This is a genomic window from Curtobacterium sp. MCLR17_040 (assembly GCF_003234735.1).
Taxonomy (GTDB): Bacteria; Actinomycetota; Actinomycetes; order Actinomycetales; family Microbacteriaceae; genus Curtobacterium; species Curtobacterium flaccumfaciens.
Window position 1 is genome coordinate 242,629 of record NZ_QKTE01000003.1, and the last position, 16,071, is coordinate 258,699.

Annotated in this window: 11 protein-coding genes; all 11 read right to left on the reverse strand. The window is 73.0% G+C overall.

Translation table 11 applies throughout. The features are described 5' to 3' along the window. Positions 1–2 precede the first annotated feature (2 nt). On the reverse strand, positions 3–1,139 hold the full coding sequence (locus tag DEJ01_RS05160; RefSeq protein ID WP_111054331.1) for a glycosyltransferase: 1,137 nt from the start codon (positions 1,137–1,139) through the stop codon (positions 3–5). Between the two features lie 22 nt (positions 1,140–1,161). Further along, positions 1,162–2,532, reverse strand: a complete 1,371-nt coding sequence (locus tag DEJ01_RS05165; protein ID WP_111046538.1) for an FtsX-like permease family protein — start codon at positions 2,530–2,532, stop codon at positions 1,162–1,164. 1 nt (position 2,533) lies between these two features. Next, positions 2,534–3,268, reverse strand: coding sequence for an ABC transporter ATP-binding protein (locus DEJ01_RS05170; protein ID WP_111092383.1), 735 nt, complete (start codon positions 3,266–3,268; stop codon positions 2,534–2,536). After that, a complete protein-coding gene (locus DEJ01_RS05175) occupies positions 3,265–3,966 on the reverse strand; it encodes a hypothetical protein (RefSeq protein ID WP_111092384.1) in 702 nt (233 codons plus the stop codon). The genes DEJ01_RS05170 and DEJ01_RS05175 overlap by 4 nt, the downstream gene beginning before the upstream one ends. A gap of 129 nt (positions 3,967–4,095) precedes the next feature. After that, on the reverse strand, positions 4,096–6,921 hold the full coding sequence (locus DEJ01_RS05180) for a LuxR family transcriptional regulator (RefSeq protein WP_220038664.1): 2,826 nt from the start codon (positions 6,919–6,921) through the stop codon (positions 4,096–4,098). Positions 6,922–6,993: 72 nt separating this feature from the next. After that, complete coding sequence (locus DEJ01_RS05185; protein WP_111030391.1) at positions 6,994–7,509, reverse strand: MarR family winged helix-turn-helix transcriptional regulator; 516 nt, start codon at positions 7,507–7,509, stop codon at positions 6,994–6,996. 94 nt (positions 7,510–7,603) lie between these two features. Next, complete coding sequence (locus DEJ01_RS05190; RefSeq protein ID WP_244993449.1) at positions 7,604–7,960, reverse strand: nuclear transport factor 2 family protein; 357 nt, start codon at positions 7,958–7,960, stop codon at positions 7,604–7,606. Between the two features lie 74 nt (positions 7,961–8,034). Beyond that, positions 8,035–8,526: a nuclear transport factor 2 family protein gene (locus DEJ01_RS05195; protein WP_181433040.1), complete on the reverse strand. Its 492-nt coding sequence runs from the start codon at positions 8,524–8,526 to the stop codon at positions 8,035–8,037. Continuing rightward, on the reverse strand, positions 8,519–9,478 hold the full coding sequence (locus tag DEJ01_RS05200; RefSeq protein WP_111092385.1) for an alpha/beta hydrolase: 960 nt from the start codon (positions 9,476–9,478) through the stop codon (positions 8,519–8,521). Before DEJ01_RS05200 ends, DEJ01_RS05195 begins: the two co-directional genes overlap by 8 nt. 215 nt (positions 9,479–9,693) lie before the next feature. After that, the gene (locus tag DEJ01_RS05205; RefSeq protein ID WP_111092386.1) at positions 9,694–10,440 is read right to left on the reverse strand and encodes an NADPH-dependent F420 reductase; all 747 of its coding nucleotides are present in this window, start codon (positions 10,438–10,440) and stop codon (positions 9,694–9,696) included. Between the two features lie 33 nt (positions 10,441–10,473). Then, on the reverse strand, positions 10,474–15,945 hold the full coding sequence (locus tag DEJ01_RS05210) for a discoidin domain-containing protein (RefSeq protein WP_111092387.1): 5,472 nt from the start codon (positions 15,943–15,945) through the stop codon (positions 10,474–10,476). Between the last annotated feature and the right edge of the window lie 126 nt (positions 15,946–16,071).

The window sequence follows — 16,071 nt, forward strand, 5'->3', positions numbered from 1 at the left end:
CGTCAGGCGACGCGCTCGACCCGTTCGACGAGCTCCCTGACGGCGTCCGTCGCGCTCGGGCGCTGCGCGGTCTCGTCGCCCAGTCGCCGTGCCGCGGCGAAGTGACTGCGCTCCGCGAGCATCCGGTGCACCGCAGGACCGACCGCCGACGGCTCGTCGACCACGACCGCGACACCGGCCTCGGCGGCACGGGCGGCGTTGATGAACTGGTCCGCGCCCTGCGGGAGCAGCACCATCGGCACGCCCACGCTGGCCGCGGCGAGCACCGTGCCGGCGCCGGCCGCTGCGACGACCAGGTCCACGCCCTCGAGCAGCTCGCGCATCGGGCGGAACGGCACGAAGTGCACGTGCTCGCTGTCGTCGAGGCGCTCGCCGATGACCCCGACGGTCGCCACCAGGTCGGCCTCGTCGGGCTGGAACCCGTCGAGGATCGCCGTCAGCAGCGCGGCGTCGCCGAAGACCGTGCCGAGGGTGACGAGCACCCGCGGTCGTCCTCCGCGCACCGAGACCGGTGCGAGCGGCTCGGCGGCGGCGGTGTCGGGTCGGCTGTGCGGTTCGGAACGGAACGGGATCGTGACGGGCGGCTGCGTCCACCCGGGTGCCTGCAGCGACACCGGCGTCGGGTCGAGCAGGGCGATGGGCGGGGTGGGCACCACTGCTCGCTCGGCGTAGCGGGGGAGGACGAGCTCGGCCATCGGGCGGCGGAACTCCTCGGGGACCTCGGGGCCGAAGGCGACGATCGCGTACGGCACGCCGAGTTCCGCGGCGACGAGCGGTCCGACCAGGTCGACGGCGTCCGCGACGACCACGTCGGGCGCCCACCCGCGCGCTGCGCGCTCGGCGTCGTCGGCGGTCAGGTCGACGCGGGTGCCAGCGAAGAACTCGGCGACGGCCGCCGGTTCGGGCCGGTTCGCGGGGTCGCTGCCGGGGATGCGGCGGGCCACCTCGGCGAACAGGTCGGGAGGCATGGGTCCGGCCGCCAGGACCGGCACCGTGGGCAGTTCGGTCGCCATGGGCTCGCGCATCCCACCACTGGTGAGCAGGGCGACGTCGTGGCCGGCCGCCTGTGCGGCACGGGCGAGCGGGACGAGGGGCAGGAGGTGTCCGAGTGCGGGGACGCCGGAGAAGAGGATGCGCAAGAGGGGTCTTCCTGGTTCGGGGTCAGTCGGCGGCGAGGACGAGCGGGATGCTGCGTCTGCGTCCCGCGAGGAGGGGGATCGTGCCGGCGGCCACCATGAGCACGAGGCTCACGAGGGCGGCCGGAAGGGCGGCTCGCAGACCCAGGTGGGGCTGCGTGCCGGGGACGGTGACCGCGAGCGCGACGGCTTGTCCGCAGCCGGTCAGCACGAGGACGACGGCGGCGACGAGGACCGCGGTGCCGACGAGGATGACGGACTCCCAGGCTGCGCGGGCGAGCACGGTGGCGCGGGACCCGCCGGCGGCCTCGACCAGCGCGGCCTCCTGCTCGCGGGTGCGTCCGGCCATCAGGACGGTGGCGGCCGCGCCGAAGAGCGAAACGAGCAGCGGCCCGCCGAGCATGAGCAGGACGCTCTGCAGGTCGAGTCCACCACCCGATGACGACCCCGTGGTCCGGTGCACGGCGTCACCCAGGGTGTCGAAGCCGGCGAAGAGGCTTCCGGGCAGGGCGATCGTGATGACGAGCGCGCTCACCGTGGCGCTGCTCCGGTCGACGGAGAACGCGGCGGCGTTGCGTGCGAGGAACCACGATGCCGATCGGTGCGTGGGCACCACCGCGGTCCATGCCCGGAGGGCGACCGGGAACACCGCGTGGCCGATCGCGGTGCAGGCCGCCGTCAGGAGCGGCCCGATCAGCAGCACCTGGCCACCGGTCCGGACGCCGGCGTCGACGATCGAGCTGGTCAGGAGCCCGGCGAGCAGCAGTGCGACGGCACTCGCGGCCCAGCGGGTCCAGGTCGTCCGGGTGCGGACGGACTCGGGCTCCCGCAGGACCTCGATCGGGCGGACGAGACCGGCTCGGCGCGACGGCCGGAGACTGCTCAGGACGACGACGAGCGTCACCGCGAGCACGACCGCGACGGCGCTGGTCGGTCCGAACCCTTCGTCGAGGTCCCGGAGCCCGTCGGACTCCGACAGCCCGAAGTGCAGGAACGCCGGCACGAACGGGGCCACGACGAGGCAGCCGATCGTGCTGCCGACCAGTGCCACGACGGCGAGCTGCAGCCGGACGACGACCGTGACCGTGCGGGACGGCACCCCCACCAGCTGCCAGAGCGCGTAGCCCCGCCGCTGCAGGTCGATCGTCAGGCGGGTGACGCTGCCGAGGACGGCGGTGACGGCGATGATCGTCAGCACGACGACGAGCGAGGCGAGCGTGGCGAGGCCGCCGGCCCGGAGCAGGTCCGTCGGCCTGCCTGACCCGATGAGCGCGAAGCCGGTCTCGAGCATCCCGGCCGCGATGGCGGCAGCCGCCGCGGTGGCTGCGCTGACGACGAGTGCGCCGATCCAGATGCCGGCGTTCTGCCGCAGGTCGCTCAGGACGAGTCGGAGCACGTCAGGCCTCCTGCGCGGCGGCGGTCAGTGCTTCGAGGACCGCGGCGGCGTCCGGGTGCGCCAGCTCGCGGTGCACGGCCCCGTCGCGCAGGACGAGCACACGGTCGGCACGCGCAGCCGCTTCGAGGTCGTGCGTGACCATCACCACTGACCGGTCACCGTCGGCCACCCGGCGCAGCAGGTCGAGGACCGCGTCACCGGCGGTGGTGTCGAGGGCGCCGGTCGGCTCGTCGGCGAACACGACGTGCGGTTCGGACGCCAGGACCCGGGCGATCGCGACCCGCTGCTGCTGCCCGCCGGACAGCGCACCCGGTCGGTGGTCCCCGCGGTCGGCGAGTCCGACCGAGGCGAGCGCGGCGTCGACCTGGGCCGCGGAGACCGGCCGGTGGGCGAGGCTGGCGGGCAGCGCGATGTTCTGCCGCGCGGTCAGCGACGGGATGAGGTTGAAGGACTGGAACACGAAGCCGACCGTCGAACGCCGGACCGCCTGCAGTTGCTTCGGTCGGAGGGTCTCGAGGCGTTGCCCGGCGATCGACACCGATCCGCTGTCGTAGGGCTCGAGGGCGGACAGGCAGTACAGCAGCGTCGACTTGCCGGAGCCGCTGGGGCCGACGACGGCGACGAACTCGCCCGGCAGCACGGACAGTGAGACACCCCGGAGCACCGGGACCCTCGACTGTTCCGGCCCGGGGAACGACTTCGTCAGGTCGTGTGCCTGCAGGAGGGGTTCGGTCATGGTGTCAGTCCGTCTCGTTCTCGTCGTCGTTCTCGGATGTCGGACCGCAGGATGCCGAGGACCCGCGCGTACCGACGCTCCTGGTAGATCCCGTGCACAGCGGCGAGCAGGACGGCCGTGACCACCCCGGCGGCCAGGGACCCGGACTGCGCCCACGTGCTCGCGGTCAGCAGTGCCGCCCCGGCACCGGCGACGATGCAGTTCACGACCGCGATCGCGCTCGACAGCGTGAAGAACACCCCGCGCCAGGACAGCCGGAGCCCGATGTCGAGCAGCTCGTTCGGCGCGATCCGGTCCTCGGGCACCGGGAAGTACCGCGGGGCGCCGGGCAGGATCGTGCCGTACCAGCGGCGGATCCGCTGCATCGCGGCGAGGGCGACCACGTCCTCCAGCGAGGTCTGGACGAGTCGCTCGTAGGTGAAGACCCCGAGCAGCACGACGACCGGGATCACCACGGCGAGGTAGCCCGTGGCGAAGTCGGTGTCGGCCAGGAACCCGAACGCCACCAGGGCGCTCGACAGTGTCGTCAGGTAGATCGCGGCCCGGGTCGACGACTCCGAGACGGTGATGCCGCGCGCGGTCTGGAGCACGAAGTGCTCGGTCACGAGCGCCGTGAAGAACGCGCTCGGCGCGTCCGGCAGCCGCGCGGCCGCGTGGTCGGCGGTGTCGGCGGTGTCGTCGGCGGAGCCTTCCGGCATGGGCGCCTCCCGGTGGTCGTGGTGGCGGCGACCCGGTGCGGAGTCGCCGCCACGAGGCTCGCAGCTGGTCCACTCACGGCGCATCCGTTGCGTGACGTAACCCGTGCCTCCAGGCCGTGGGCCGGTGCGTCAGTCCGTCGGACCGGACGCTGCCAGCGCGGCCGCCAGCTCGGTGCGACTCGTCACGCCGAGCTTGGGGAACACCTTGTACAGGTGGGTGCTGACGGTGCGGTGCGACAGGTAGATGCGGTCCGCGATCTCGCGGTTCGTCATGCCGGCGGCGGCGAGCCGCGCGATCTGCAGCTCCTGGGGTGTGAGCCGTTCGCGTGTCGGCGCCGTCGTGCTGTCGGCCCGTTCCGGGGCCTCGCCGGCTGCGCGGAGTTCCGCCGCGGCGCGGGCTGCGAAGCCCGCGGTGCCGGCGGCGTCGAACGCGTGGAGCGCCTCGCGGAGGTGCAGCCGTGCCTCGACCACCCGGCGCTCGCGGCGGAGCCACTCGCCGAACAGCAGCTGGGTCCTCGCCAGTTCGACCGGGGCGTCGGCGAGGCGACCGGCCTCGATCGCGCGGGCGTAGAGGGGCTCCGGGTCCGCGCCGCCCGCGCCGTCGGTGTCGGTTCCCGTCGAGTCCGTGCCCTCGGCGAGCAGGGCCCGGCTCCGCACGACGAGGGCGGTCAGGTGCGCGGACCCGGTGGTGCGGGCGACCGCCTCGGCCTCGGCGAGGTTCTCGACGACCGACCCGGGTCGCCCGCCCCGGACCGCGGCCTCGGTGCGGTCGGCGATCGCCCACAGGGACCGGGTCGCGTGGACGGTCATGTGTGTGAACTCGATCTGGGCGTCCCGGTGGCGCCGCTGACCGAGGGCGACGAGTCCCGCTGCCCACCGCGCGTCGGCGCTGGCCAGGGCGAGCCGCCCGCCGTGCGCGAACTCCGAGCCCTCGCGCAGGGCGGCCAGCGCGGCCTCGTCGTCGCCGAGCAGGGCGTGGCCCCGGGCGAGCGTGGCGTAGGCCATCCCGGCGATGAGCGGGAGCTGGACGTCGCGGGCGATGCGGACGGCGTACTCGGCGTCGGCCAGCCCGTCCCTCACCCGCCCGCGCAGCATGAGCACCGTCGCCCGGCCGCGGAGCGCCTGGGTCTCGTCGGCGACGGCGCCGAGCTGGTGTGCACGCTCGTACGCAAGCTCCCAGCACGTCAGCGCGGTCTCGAGGTCCTGCTGGGACTCGGCGGCGATCGCGAGGGACGCCATCGCGAGCGGCTGCTCGGTGAGCTGCGGCACCAGGTGTGCGAGTTCGGTGCGCAGGTGGTGGGCGGAGCCGAGCGGCGCCAGCACGGCGAGGGCCACCGACTTCAGCGGGCTCGCCGAGCGTGTCGCGAGCAGGGCCGCCTCGATGTCCTTCCACTCCGGTCGCGGCAGGTTGCGGCCGCGGGCGTTGAGGGCCGCCGCCCAGAGCACCCGCACGAGCCGGTCCGCGTGCTCCGGGCCGGCGAGCACGGGCCGGATCCGGCGGAGTTCGATGCGCGGTCGACCGGCAGCACCCGTGGTCAGGCTCAGCACCGTCTGCGTGACGGCGGTCTCGGTGACCGTCTCGGGGTCGGCGGCGAGGGAGTCGACCTGCTCCAGGAGCTCGATCGCCTCGGCCGTCATGCCGGCGGCCCGTGCGGTCTCGGCAGCCCGGCCCAGCCGACGTGCCCGACCGGTGACCCCCTGCGACAGGGTGGCCGCACGCTCGTAGGCCCGGACCGCCTCGGGGCGGGCACCCCGCTGTGCCGCGCGGTCGGCGGCGGTCTCGAGGTCAGCGGCGATGGACTCGTCCCGCTCGAACGTCGCCGAAGCCCGGTGCCAGGCGGCGCGCATGCCGTCGGTGACCACCGACGCGAGTGCCCGGTGCGCCGCGGACCGTGCAGCGGCCGAGGCGTTGCCGATCACCGCCGAGCGCACGAGCGGGTGGCGGAAGCGCAAGGAGACGAGGTCGGTGCGGAGGAGCCCGAGTTCCTCGAGCGGCTCGAGGTCGTCGACCCCGAGGTCCATCGTGCGGGCCGCCGCCATGACGTCCTGCAGGCCGGCGTCGTCGGCCGCCGCGGCGAGCAGCAGGAACGAGCGGCTGCCGGACGGGACGGCGGCGACCTGCTCGAGGAACGCCTGCTCGAGCCGCCGCGTGGTGGGGAGCCGGGACGCGATGGTGGCCGGGCCGCCCGTGGTCCAGGTGACGGGCAGTTCGTGCAGGGCGAGTGGGTTGCCGCCGGCCTCGGCCAGCACCCGTCGCCGGACCGAGGTGGACAGGGTGCCGGCGTGGGCGTCGAGCAGGGCCTCGGCGGCGTCGTGGGCGAGCGGTCCGAGCTCGAACCGCGTGAAGCTGCACGGGGGCACGGCGTCCGGGGCGTGTCCGGTCCGGACCGCCGCGATGACGACGACCGGGGTGTGCGTGAGCCGGCGTCCCACGAAGTCGAGCACCTCGGTGGTGGACCGGTCGAGCCACTGCAGGTCCTCGGCGCGGACGAACACCGGACGGTGCGACGCGGCCTCCTCGAGCAGCCCGAGCGTCGCGGTGCTCACCAGCAGGCGGTCCGGACTCGGGCCGTCCTCGACCGCGAGGGCCGTGAGCAGTGCGGTGCGCTGGCGCGGCGGCAGGGCGGACGCGAAGGGGAGCAGTGGGTGGAGCAGCTCGTGCAGGCCGTCGAAGCCCACGCTGTTCGCCCCCTGGATGCCGGTGCAGGTCAGCACGCGGAAGCCGGTCCGCCGCGCGTGCCGCTCGACGGCGGCGAGCAGCGTCGTCTTGCCGATGCCCGCCTCACCCTCGACCAGGACCGCGGCGCCGCGCTCTGCCGCTTCATCCTCGGCCGCCCCGTCCGCAGTCACCGCCGCGGCGTCGTCGAGCAGGCGCGTGAGGGCCGCGAGTTCGTCCGCGCGGCCGAACAGTGCACGGTCGGGGAGCGGCGGTGACACGGCTCGTTCGGCGTCCACACGCTGCCCTTCGCTCGTTTAGGTGATCTTTCACCTAAGTTACGTCGCGCTGGTGCGTGAGGGCAAGCGGAGCTAGGGGTGGTCGGCCGGTCGGGGCAGGGTGCCGTGCTCGAGCACTGACTCGTACACGCGCTCGAGCACGTCGGCGAAGCCCGCCAGCTCGTCCTCGCGCAGGTCGCTGAAAAACATGTCCTTGACGAGTTCGGTGTGGCGCGGCGTGGCTTCGCGGAGCGTCCGCCAGCCCGTGTCGGTCAGGGCGACGGCGGTGGTGCGCCGGTCGTGCTCGCTCCGACGGAGTTCGAGGAACCCGCGTTCGGCCATGCGTTTCGCGTGGTGCGAGGCACGGCTGCGCTCCCACCCGATGCGGGTCGCCAGGGCCGACATCGTCATCTCGCCGCCCGGCTCGCTCGTGAGGGCGACGAGGACGTCGTAGTCGGCGAGCGAGATGTCGCTGTCGGCGCGCAACTGCCGGTTCATCTCGTACCGCAGGCGCAGCTGGAGCTTCATGTAGGCGTACCAGGTCCGCACCTGCTCGGCGCTCATGTAGGCGTACGGGGACTCCGGGGGCACCTCGTGCTGCATCGACATCGCCCGTGTCCTCCTGCCTCGCCCACCGTCCAGACGCCCGACCATCATCGCAGGGTGCGTGACACTGCGGCGGGTCGGGCGTCTGCGTGTGGGTTCAGCTGGTCAGCAGCGTGTAGACCTTCGCGATGCGGTCACCCTCGACGAAGCAGATGTCCATCCCGGACACGACGGGCGGCGCTCCCTCCGGTCCGAAGTGCCAGGCGAGGTACCCCATCCCGTGGTTCTCGTAGACCGGGCCGGCCGGCGAGAACACGAAACCGGGAGCCTCGTCGAGCAGGCGCTGCGCCTTGGTGTGCAGGGCGTCGTGGCCGGTGACGACCTCGTCGGGGTCCAGGAACTCGACGTCGGGGGCGTAGGTCCGCTCGATGGCGGCGCGGCGGCGGTCCGGGTCGCGTTCCCCGAACACCTCGAACAGGTTGGCGTGCATGAGCGATTCGAGCGGTTGCGACATGGTGTCTCCGTCGGTGGTCGGTGGTCGGTGGTCGGTGGTCGGTGGTCGGTGTCGGTGTGCGGTGGCGGTCTCAGTCACGTGTGCGACGGGGACCGGTCGGTCCAGTCGAAGACGAGGTCCCGGTGGGCGATCGCCCACGCGCCCTCGACCCGGACGAACCGGTCGAGGTAGCGGATGGACATCGTCAGGAGCACCCGCTCGCCGCCGTCGTGCAGGACGTGGAACGCGACGCAGTACGTCTCGCCGTCGGCGGTGTCGGGCCCCGTGAACCGGATCGTGGACTGGCCGTTGAGGTACGTCGTCACGTCGTACCGGGCGATCAGTCCGGCGAACGTCTCGGCCAGGTGCGCTCGACCGTGGATCGTGTCGACCGGCTCGTGCGAGGAGGGGTCGCCCTCGTACAACACGACGACCCCGTCCTCGGTGAACACGGACGCCTCGAGCACGGCGTCGCGTCGGTCGGCCCCGCGGGCGTAGGTCGCCAGCAGCGTCCGGATCTCCTCGCGCGCGACGAGCGTCTCGAGCGTCTCCGGGGTGCTCGCGCGGGCACGCTCCTGCTCAGGCAAGGGCGGCACGGAGCGACGCGGTGGCGAGCATCAGCGCGTGCTTCGCGGCCTCGGTGTCGTGCAACGCGTTCACCATCACGAAGTCGTGGACGATGCCGCCGAAGCGGGCGTTCGTGGCCTTGACGCCGGCTTCGCGCAGGCGTGCCGCGAAGGCCTCGCCCTCGTCGCGGAGCACGTCGGCCTCACCGGTGATGACGAGGGTCTCCGGCAGCGTCGCGAGCACCTCGAGCGGTGCGCGGAGCGGCGACACCGTGGGCAGGGCGCGCACGGCCTCGTCGGTCGTGTACTGGTCCCAGTACCACTGCATGCCGGCGCGGGTGAGGAAGTAGCCGTCGGCGAACTCCTCGTACGAGCCGGTGTCGAACGCGGCGTTCGTCACCGGGTAGAAGGCGACGAGCTTCACGAACTCGACGTCCCCGCGCTCGGCGGCGAGGAGCGCCAGGGCGATCGCCATGTTGCCACCCACCGAGTCACCCGAGACCGCGAAGCGCGAGGCGTCGAGCCCCTTCTCGCCGCCCTCCTCGACGACCCACTGCGCCGCGGCGTACGACTGCTCGAGCGCGACCGGGTGGCCGACCTCGGGGGAGCGGTCGTACTCCGGGAACACGACGGCGGCGTTCGACCCGATGGCGAGGTCGCGCACCAGGCGGTCGTGGGTGTGGGCGTCGCCGAAGACCCAGCCGGCACCGTGCACGTAGAGGATCACGGGCAGGTTCGCGGTGGTGCCGGCCGGCTTGACCAGACGGATCTTCACGGTGCCGGTGGGACCGCCCTCGATCTCTAGCCACTCCTCGTCGACCTCGGGCTTGAAGATCGGGGAGTCCTGCACGGAGTCGACCGCCTTGCGTCCCTCGGCGGGCGGCAGGTCGTTCAGGAACGGCGGGTTCGACGTCGCGTCGACGAACTCCTGGGCGGCGGGCTCCAGGGCGATGTGCTTCGGGTTTCCGGTCATGGTGGGCTCCTCGTGGATCGCTGGTGACGGATGGTGCGTGGCGTGCTCCACGCTGACAGGAGGCCCGTCCCGGCAGCATCCGTCAGGTGACGTATCCGGAACCCAGCGTCCAGAGCCGCTCCGCGTCACCGTGGTCCAGCGCGTACCGCGCGTACCGCGCAGGCGGCGCAGGCGGCGCAGGCGGCGCAGGCGGCGCCCGGGGTGGCGGCCGCGGGCTAGCGGCGAGTCGCTGCCGCCAGGGCGGCGGTCATGCCGGCCCGGTCGTGCCGCACGCCGTACGCCGGCTGGTAGCGTTCGTACCGCCAGCCCTCGCTCAGCGGTCCCACGTCGACCACGTCGAACCCGAACCGGTCGAGCAGCTCGGTGACAACGGCCTTCGCGTCCGCATCGTCCCCGGCGACGGTCAGGGCTCGGCGCCACGGCGTTCCGGCGGGGGACCCGTCCGTGGTGACGTCGGCGGCGCCGAGGTTGTTGAACGCCTTGATGACGCGAGCATCCGGCAGCGACTGCTGGAGCAGCTCGGAGGTGGTCGGCACCGCGCCCTGCTCGAGCTCGTCCACCGGTCCGAAGAACTCCGGGTAGTAGTTGCCGGTGTCGACGACGACCTTGCCCGCGAACGCCTCGGCCGGCAGGTCCCGGTAGCCGTTGATCGGGATCGAGACGACGACCACGTCACCGGCCCGGGCGGCGTCGGCGACGGTGGCTGCTCCGGCACCGGGGGAGAGCTCGTCGATCAGGGACTCGAGCGTCTCGGGCCCGCGGGAGTTCGCGAGGACGACGTCGAGACCGACGGCGATCGCGCGGCGGGCGATCTGCGCGCCGACGTTGCCGGCGCCGATGATGCCGAGGGTCTCGAGGGGGGTGCTGGTCATGGTCCGTGCTCCTGACGTGGTGCGGGTGGTGTCCCGCCAGGATCCGTGGTCCGGCCGGTCGGGGGCATCCGTCGGACGACGTAACCGCACCGCGGCGGCGTCGTCCGACGGGTGCTGCCCCGGCTACCGGATCTCGAGGTCGTACAGCGAGTAGCCGTACGGGGTCGCCCGTTCGACACCTCGCACGCGGACGTACCGCCACGAGCCGTCCAGGGCGTGCCGGTCGGTCCCGCCGTCACCGTTGGTCTCGGTGGCGAGCGTCGTCCACCCGTCGTCGCCCGCGTTCCGCGCCTCGATCCGGTAGGAGCGTCCGAAGGCGTCCTCCCACCGGAGCACCGCGCCGTGCAGGCGGTGCGGTGCGCCGAGGTCGACGGCGAGCCACTGGTCGTCGGTGTGCCCGCTCGCCCAGCGCGATCCCGGGTCGCCGTCCACGGCGTTGTGCGCGGGCACGCCGTCGCCCTCGTCGGCCGATGACGACACGGTCGCCCGTCGTGCCAGGTCCGGCGTCGGTTCGCCCTGCGTCGAGGTGACGCGGAGCGCCCAGAGCGAGACGCCGAACGCGGTGTGCCGGCGGTCCGCGACGACCCGGACCCAGCGGCCGGTGACGTCGTCGCCCTCCAACCGGTGGGTCACCTCGCCGCCGGTCCCGTGGGCTTCTTCCGCGACGGTCCGCCAGGGGGCGTCTTCGTCGTCGCGGACCTGGACGCGGTAGGCCTCGGCCCACGCGGCCTCCCAGTCGAGCTGCACCTGGTCGATCGGCACGACCTGCCCGAGGTCGACCGCCAACCACTCACCGTCGCGTGCTGCGCTGGCCCACCGGGTCCGGTCGTCGCCGTCCACCGCGTTGCCGCCGGACAGGTCGCCGCGCTCGTCCGACGAGGTGGTGACGGGCTTGCCGGCGGCCACGTCACGAGAGCGGGCGGGTGCCGTTCCGCCGTCGTCGTCACCGTCGGTCGCCTCGGCGAGGGTCGTGACGGTGGCCGTCCCGGATGCTCCTGGCACCGTGGCCGTGACCGTCGCGGTCACGCCGCCCTCGGTCGCTGCGGTGACGACGCCGTCCGGTTCGACACTTCCGCCGCCGTCGACGGCCCACTCCGGGCGGTCCGCGGCGAGCCGCCCGCCGAACCCGTGGCGGTCGAACCCGTAGGCCGCCATCCGGACCGTGTCACCGGCGCGGACGGTCGTGGTGCGTGGTGCGACGAGCACGTCCTCGACGTCGACGGTCGAGGCCGCCGGTGTGCCGGACACGTGCACCTCCCAGATGGAGTACCCGTACCCGGTGAGGCGGTCGGTCAGGTGCAGGCGCACGAACCGGGCGGTCTCGCCCACGGGCACCGTGTCCGCGTCGGCGGTGGTCTTGTCGACGATCCGCACGTCGCGCCAGGGGTCGTCGGCGGTGTCCCGGACCTGCAGCACGTACCGTGCGGCGGCGGCGTTCTCCCAGTCCACCCGCACGGTGTCGACGTCGGTCAGCCGCCCGAGGTCGATCGTGTAGTCGACCTCGTTCACACCGTGCGCGCTCTCCCACCGGGTGCTGCGGTCCCCGTCGACGGCCTTCCCGGCGACGTTCCCGCCGTCCGAGGAGCTCGCGTCGACGTCGGCAGCCGCTGCGGCGTCGGGGATCGACGTCACCGAGGCGACGACCGCCGAGCCCTCGACACCGCCACCGGTCGCGACGACGTACCCGGAGCCCGCGGCGGTGGTCGTCACGGTGCCGTCGGTCCCGGCGCTCCCGGCGCCGGTGTACGACCAGGTGACGTCGGCGGGCAGGGCCGCCGGGTCGCCGTACTGGTCGTGGCCGGCGGCACGGAACCGCTGTGGCGTCCCGACGACGAGCCGGTCGAAGCCGGGCGTGACGTCGAACCCGGTGAGGACCGGTGCCGGTGCGACCCGGAAGGCGTACGACCCGTGCACCCCGCCGATCGTGGCGGTGACCGTCGCCTGCTCCGCGCGCTCCGATGCGCGGTGGAGGCCATCGGCGCTGATCGTGCCGGTGTCGGTCGACCAGGTGACCTCGTCCAGCGCGACGGTGGCGCCGTACTGGTCGTAGCCGGTGGCGGTGAAGGTCGTGGTCGCGCCTGGGACGATCGTCTTCGGGGCGCCCTGGGTGCTGACGACCACCTCGGTGAGCCGCGCGTCCAGGTGCGACGTGATCTGCGTCTGGGCCGGGACCGCGATCTGGCCGATCACCTCGGTGCCCTCGTAGACGTCGTACGTGTGCTGCACGGTGTCGGGGTTGTCGAGCACGTAGCTGATCGTGCCGTCCGGTGCGCGGAACACCTGGCTCAGCGGGTCCGAGGTGTGCCGGTCGGTGACCTCGGTGCCGACGGTCCGGTTCGACATCGCCTGGTGGTAGACGAGGCCAGCCATCGACTGTCCGGTCACGGCCGGGTCGTCGGCGGCCCACAGTGCGGCGTGCACGTCGGCGTAGGTGTCCGGGTCGTACTGCCCGAGGAACCCGAGCACGACGTTGCCGAGGGCGTCACCCATGCCGCTGAACACCCGTGCGGCGTGCTCGGTGTCCTCGCCCGGGGTGTGGTCGGTGAGGTCGACGCCGTACAGCTGGTCGATGGTCGCGGTGTCGGCGCGGAAGTCGTCCACCAGGAACGGCATCAGCGGGGACGGCGTCGGCCAGTCCTGGGGCTTCCGGTCGGCGGTGGGACCGTCGAGCTCAGTGGGCACCAGCGAGTCGGGCAGGTTCTCCGGGGTCCAGTACCGGTCCGGGAACACCACCCGTCCGTCGTCCTCCACGCTCACCAGCAGGGTGTCGGTGGCCGGGACGTACAGGGGGTTCGCCGCGGTTCGTCGGGTGATGTACCCGGGGTGGTTCGTCTCGACCGCGCGGATCGCGTCCTGCAGCTCACCGATCGCGGCCGGGCGGTCGCGGGTGATCTTCACGTCGCCGTAGCTGCCGACGCCCCACCACTTCTTCGTGAGCATCTGGATGCGTGCCGCGTTGCCGTCGGTGACGCCGGCCTGCCCGATGGACTCCGGGCGGGCGGCCATCATCTCGCGCATCAGGGCCTTCGAGAAGCCCGGGTCCCAGCCGAAGTAGTCGAACCACGGGGCGATCGGCATCCACTGGATGCCGGAGATCCAGGCGGGGTCGCCGGAGAAGTACGTCGCGTGGGCCTGCCCGGAGTCGAACAGGATCCCCGCCTGCCCGTGCTCGTACTCGTCCGGGAACGCGCCGTTGCCGTCGTACGACGCCGAGGCGGGGTTGCCGCGGACGTTCTGCCAGTAGTCGCGGACGGCCGCGCGCTCGGTGACGTACTGCACCGCACCGGCGGCCTGCATCTCCTCGTCGCCGAGGACCGAGCCGAGCAGGAAGAGCCCCGCCTCGGACTGGATCGCCTCGGACGACGACTCCTGGTTGTTGCCGCCGGGTGACGACACGCCGCCGGCGTTCGACCGGCCCTCCCAGACGCCGAACGTGCGCATGTGCGGGAACCGGGCGTCGTCGCGGTCCCAGTTCGCGTACTGCTTCGCGACGAGCGTCGCCATGCCCTGGTACTTCGCGGCCCACTCGTGGTCGACCCGGCCGAGCATGGCGGTCGCGACGGCGAAGTACCCGTAGTGGAAGTGGTTGTCGTTGAACTGGGCCGACCCGTACGAGTCGGCGAACCCGATCAGGGCCTTCCACGTCGGGTACATCGCGAAGAAGTGCTCCGCTTCGCCGTCCGTGTACGTGTACCAGTCGGTCAGGGCGCGCTCGAGGGTGTCCTGCAGCGTCCGGGCGTCCTCGGTGGCACCGATCTGCCGCGCGATCGTCATGTACTCGGCGAGCTGCAGGACGTCCTTGCCGCCCCAGTAGGTGTCCCCGCCGTACGTCGTCTTCGCGGCGTAGTCGTGCAGGTACTCGCGCATGACCTGCTCGGAGTACGGGTCGTCGCCGACCGCCTCGGGTGTGGCACCGATCGGCGTGATGCCCGTGAACGCGTAGTCCAGGGTCCAGCCGTCGTGGCCGACGGTGGTCCGCATGGTGCCGCGCGGGGTCTCGTAGGTGGCGCCGGTGAAGCGCAGGTTCGTGGTGGCGTCGGCGTACTGGTGCTGCAGCCAGCCCTGCACGGTGTCGTGGTCGTCGCCCTGCAGCGTGTCGGTGCGGATCGACCACTGCTGGCGGACGTTCGCCGCCGCCGGGTCGTACGAGTACGTCATCGTCGTGTCACGGGGGACCGCGAAGGCGGTGCGGTGCAGGTCGTCGAGGGACAGCCCCTGCTCGGGCACCGCGCTGAGCACCAGGTAGGGCGTGCCGGATGAGGCCTCCAGCGCGTTCCCGACACGGGTGAAGGTCGTCCCGTCGGGGGCGTGCACGCCGAAGACGTGGCCGTCCTGGCGGATCTCGAACCGGTCCGTCGTCACCGGCAGGTCGAGCGGTTCGCCGTCCCCGTCGGTGATCTCGGCACCGTCCTGCAGGGTGAGGCGCGGGGTCATGCCGTGGAACTCGAACCACTCGTACGGCGAACCCTGCACGCTCGTGACGTCCATGTACTGCCCGCCCGGGCCGTCCTGCGGCATCCGCCAGCTGACGTTCCAGTCGCCCCAGCGGAGCGCATCGGCCTGCTTCCCCCGGAACGTGGTCGCGAAGCGGTCAGCGAGGCCGTCCGGGGCGTCGGTGAGCAGGACCTGGTCGACCAGCACGTGTGCCCACCCGGCACGCAGGTCATCGACGATCCGCAGCTGCGCGGACTGCCCTCGGTGGGCGGAGACGTCCCAGCTGTCCCAGCGCAGCTGTTCGCTGTCCGTCCCGGTGCTGCTCGCCACGACGTCGCCGTCGACCAGGAGCTGCACGGCTTCGTGGTCGGGGTGCCGGCCACCGCCGACCAGGAACGCCAGGGTCGAACGGTCGATCGTGAACGCCGGCGACGTGAGCGTGCCGGTCGCGCCGTCGCCGTCCTCGTCGCTGAACGAGTTCAGGAAGCGTCCGCCGAGCCACCCGGAGACCGCGCTCTGCCCGACGGCCGTCCCGGTGGCGGTGGCGGTGAAGGCGTCACCGGTCGCGGTCCAGCCGTCGGGCAGGCCGTCCTCGAAGTCGGCGAGGGTGCGGTCGCTCGCGTCGGGGGTCGGCTCCACCGTCCCGCCCACCGTCACGGGGGACTCCAGGCGCATCGCCGTGCCGTCGCTGTTCCACCGCGTCGGGATCGTGAGCTTCGTGCCCGCGGCACTGTTCGACGAGACGAACGGGTACGCCCACATGTCGCCGGAGTACTTGCTGACCAGCAGGTCCGTCCACCACTGGTTCGTCGGCACCGGCTCGCCGGCCTTCGACGGGTCGATGTACAGCCGCTGGTCCAGCGTCTTCCGCACGTCGGCGATGTCCGTGATCTCGTCCGGCGGGGCCGGCGCGTAGGAGCCGGAACCCACCTGCACGCCGTCCGCGGCCGGGCCGACGCGGGACGAGCCTCCAGGCTGTTCCTGTGGTGCGGCCACCGCAGCGGTCGGATCGGCCGGTGAGCGCGGGATGTCCGAGGTCGCGGCGTGCGCCGGGGTGACGGCGAACGCCAGCAGCGTGGCGGCGGTCAGTGCGCCGGCGGTGGCGCTGACGGCCGCTCGGCGGAACGACCTGGGACGGACGGCGGGACGCGGTGAGGTCACCGGGACTCCTGTCGGAGGGGTTCGGCCGGACACGACGTACACGGCCGAGACGGGCTGGGTCTGGTGGTGCGGGGCCTGCACACGGACAGATCGGCCGGGCCGGTCCCGCCGTCAGCAGTCCGCGTT

Excerpts from the sequence above, each read along its gene's own strand:
- DEJ01_RS05200 (WP_111092385.1), bottom strand. The coding sequence starts at position 9,478 with ATGACCGGAAACCCGAAGCACATCGCCCTGGAGCCCGCCGCCCAGGAG.
- DEJ01_RS05190 (WP_244993449.1), bottom strand. The coding sequence starts at position 7,960 with ATGTCGCAACCGCTCGAATCGCTCATGCACGCCAACCTGTTCGAGGTG.
- DEJ01_RS05170 (WP_111092383.1), bottom strand. The coding sequence starts at position 3,268 with ATGACCGAACCCCTCCTGCAGGCACACGACCTGACGAAGTCGTTCCCC.
- DEJ01_RS05175 (WP_111092384.1), bottom strand. The coding sequence starts at position 3,966 with ATGCCGGAAGGCTCCGCCGACGACACCGCCGACACCGCCGACCACGCG.
- DEJ01_RS05185 (WP_111030391.1), bottom strand. The coding sequence starts at position 7,509 with ATGTCGATGCAGCACGAGGTGCCCCCGGAGTCCCCGTACGCCTACATG.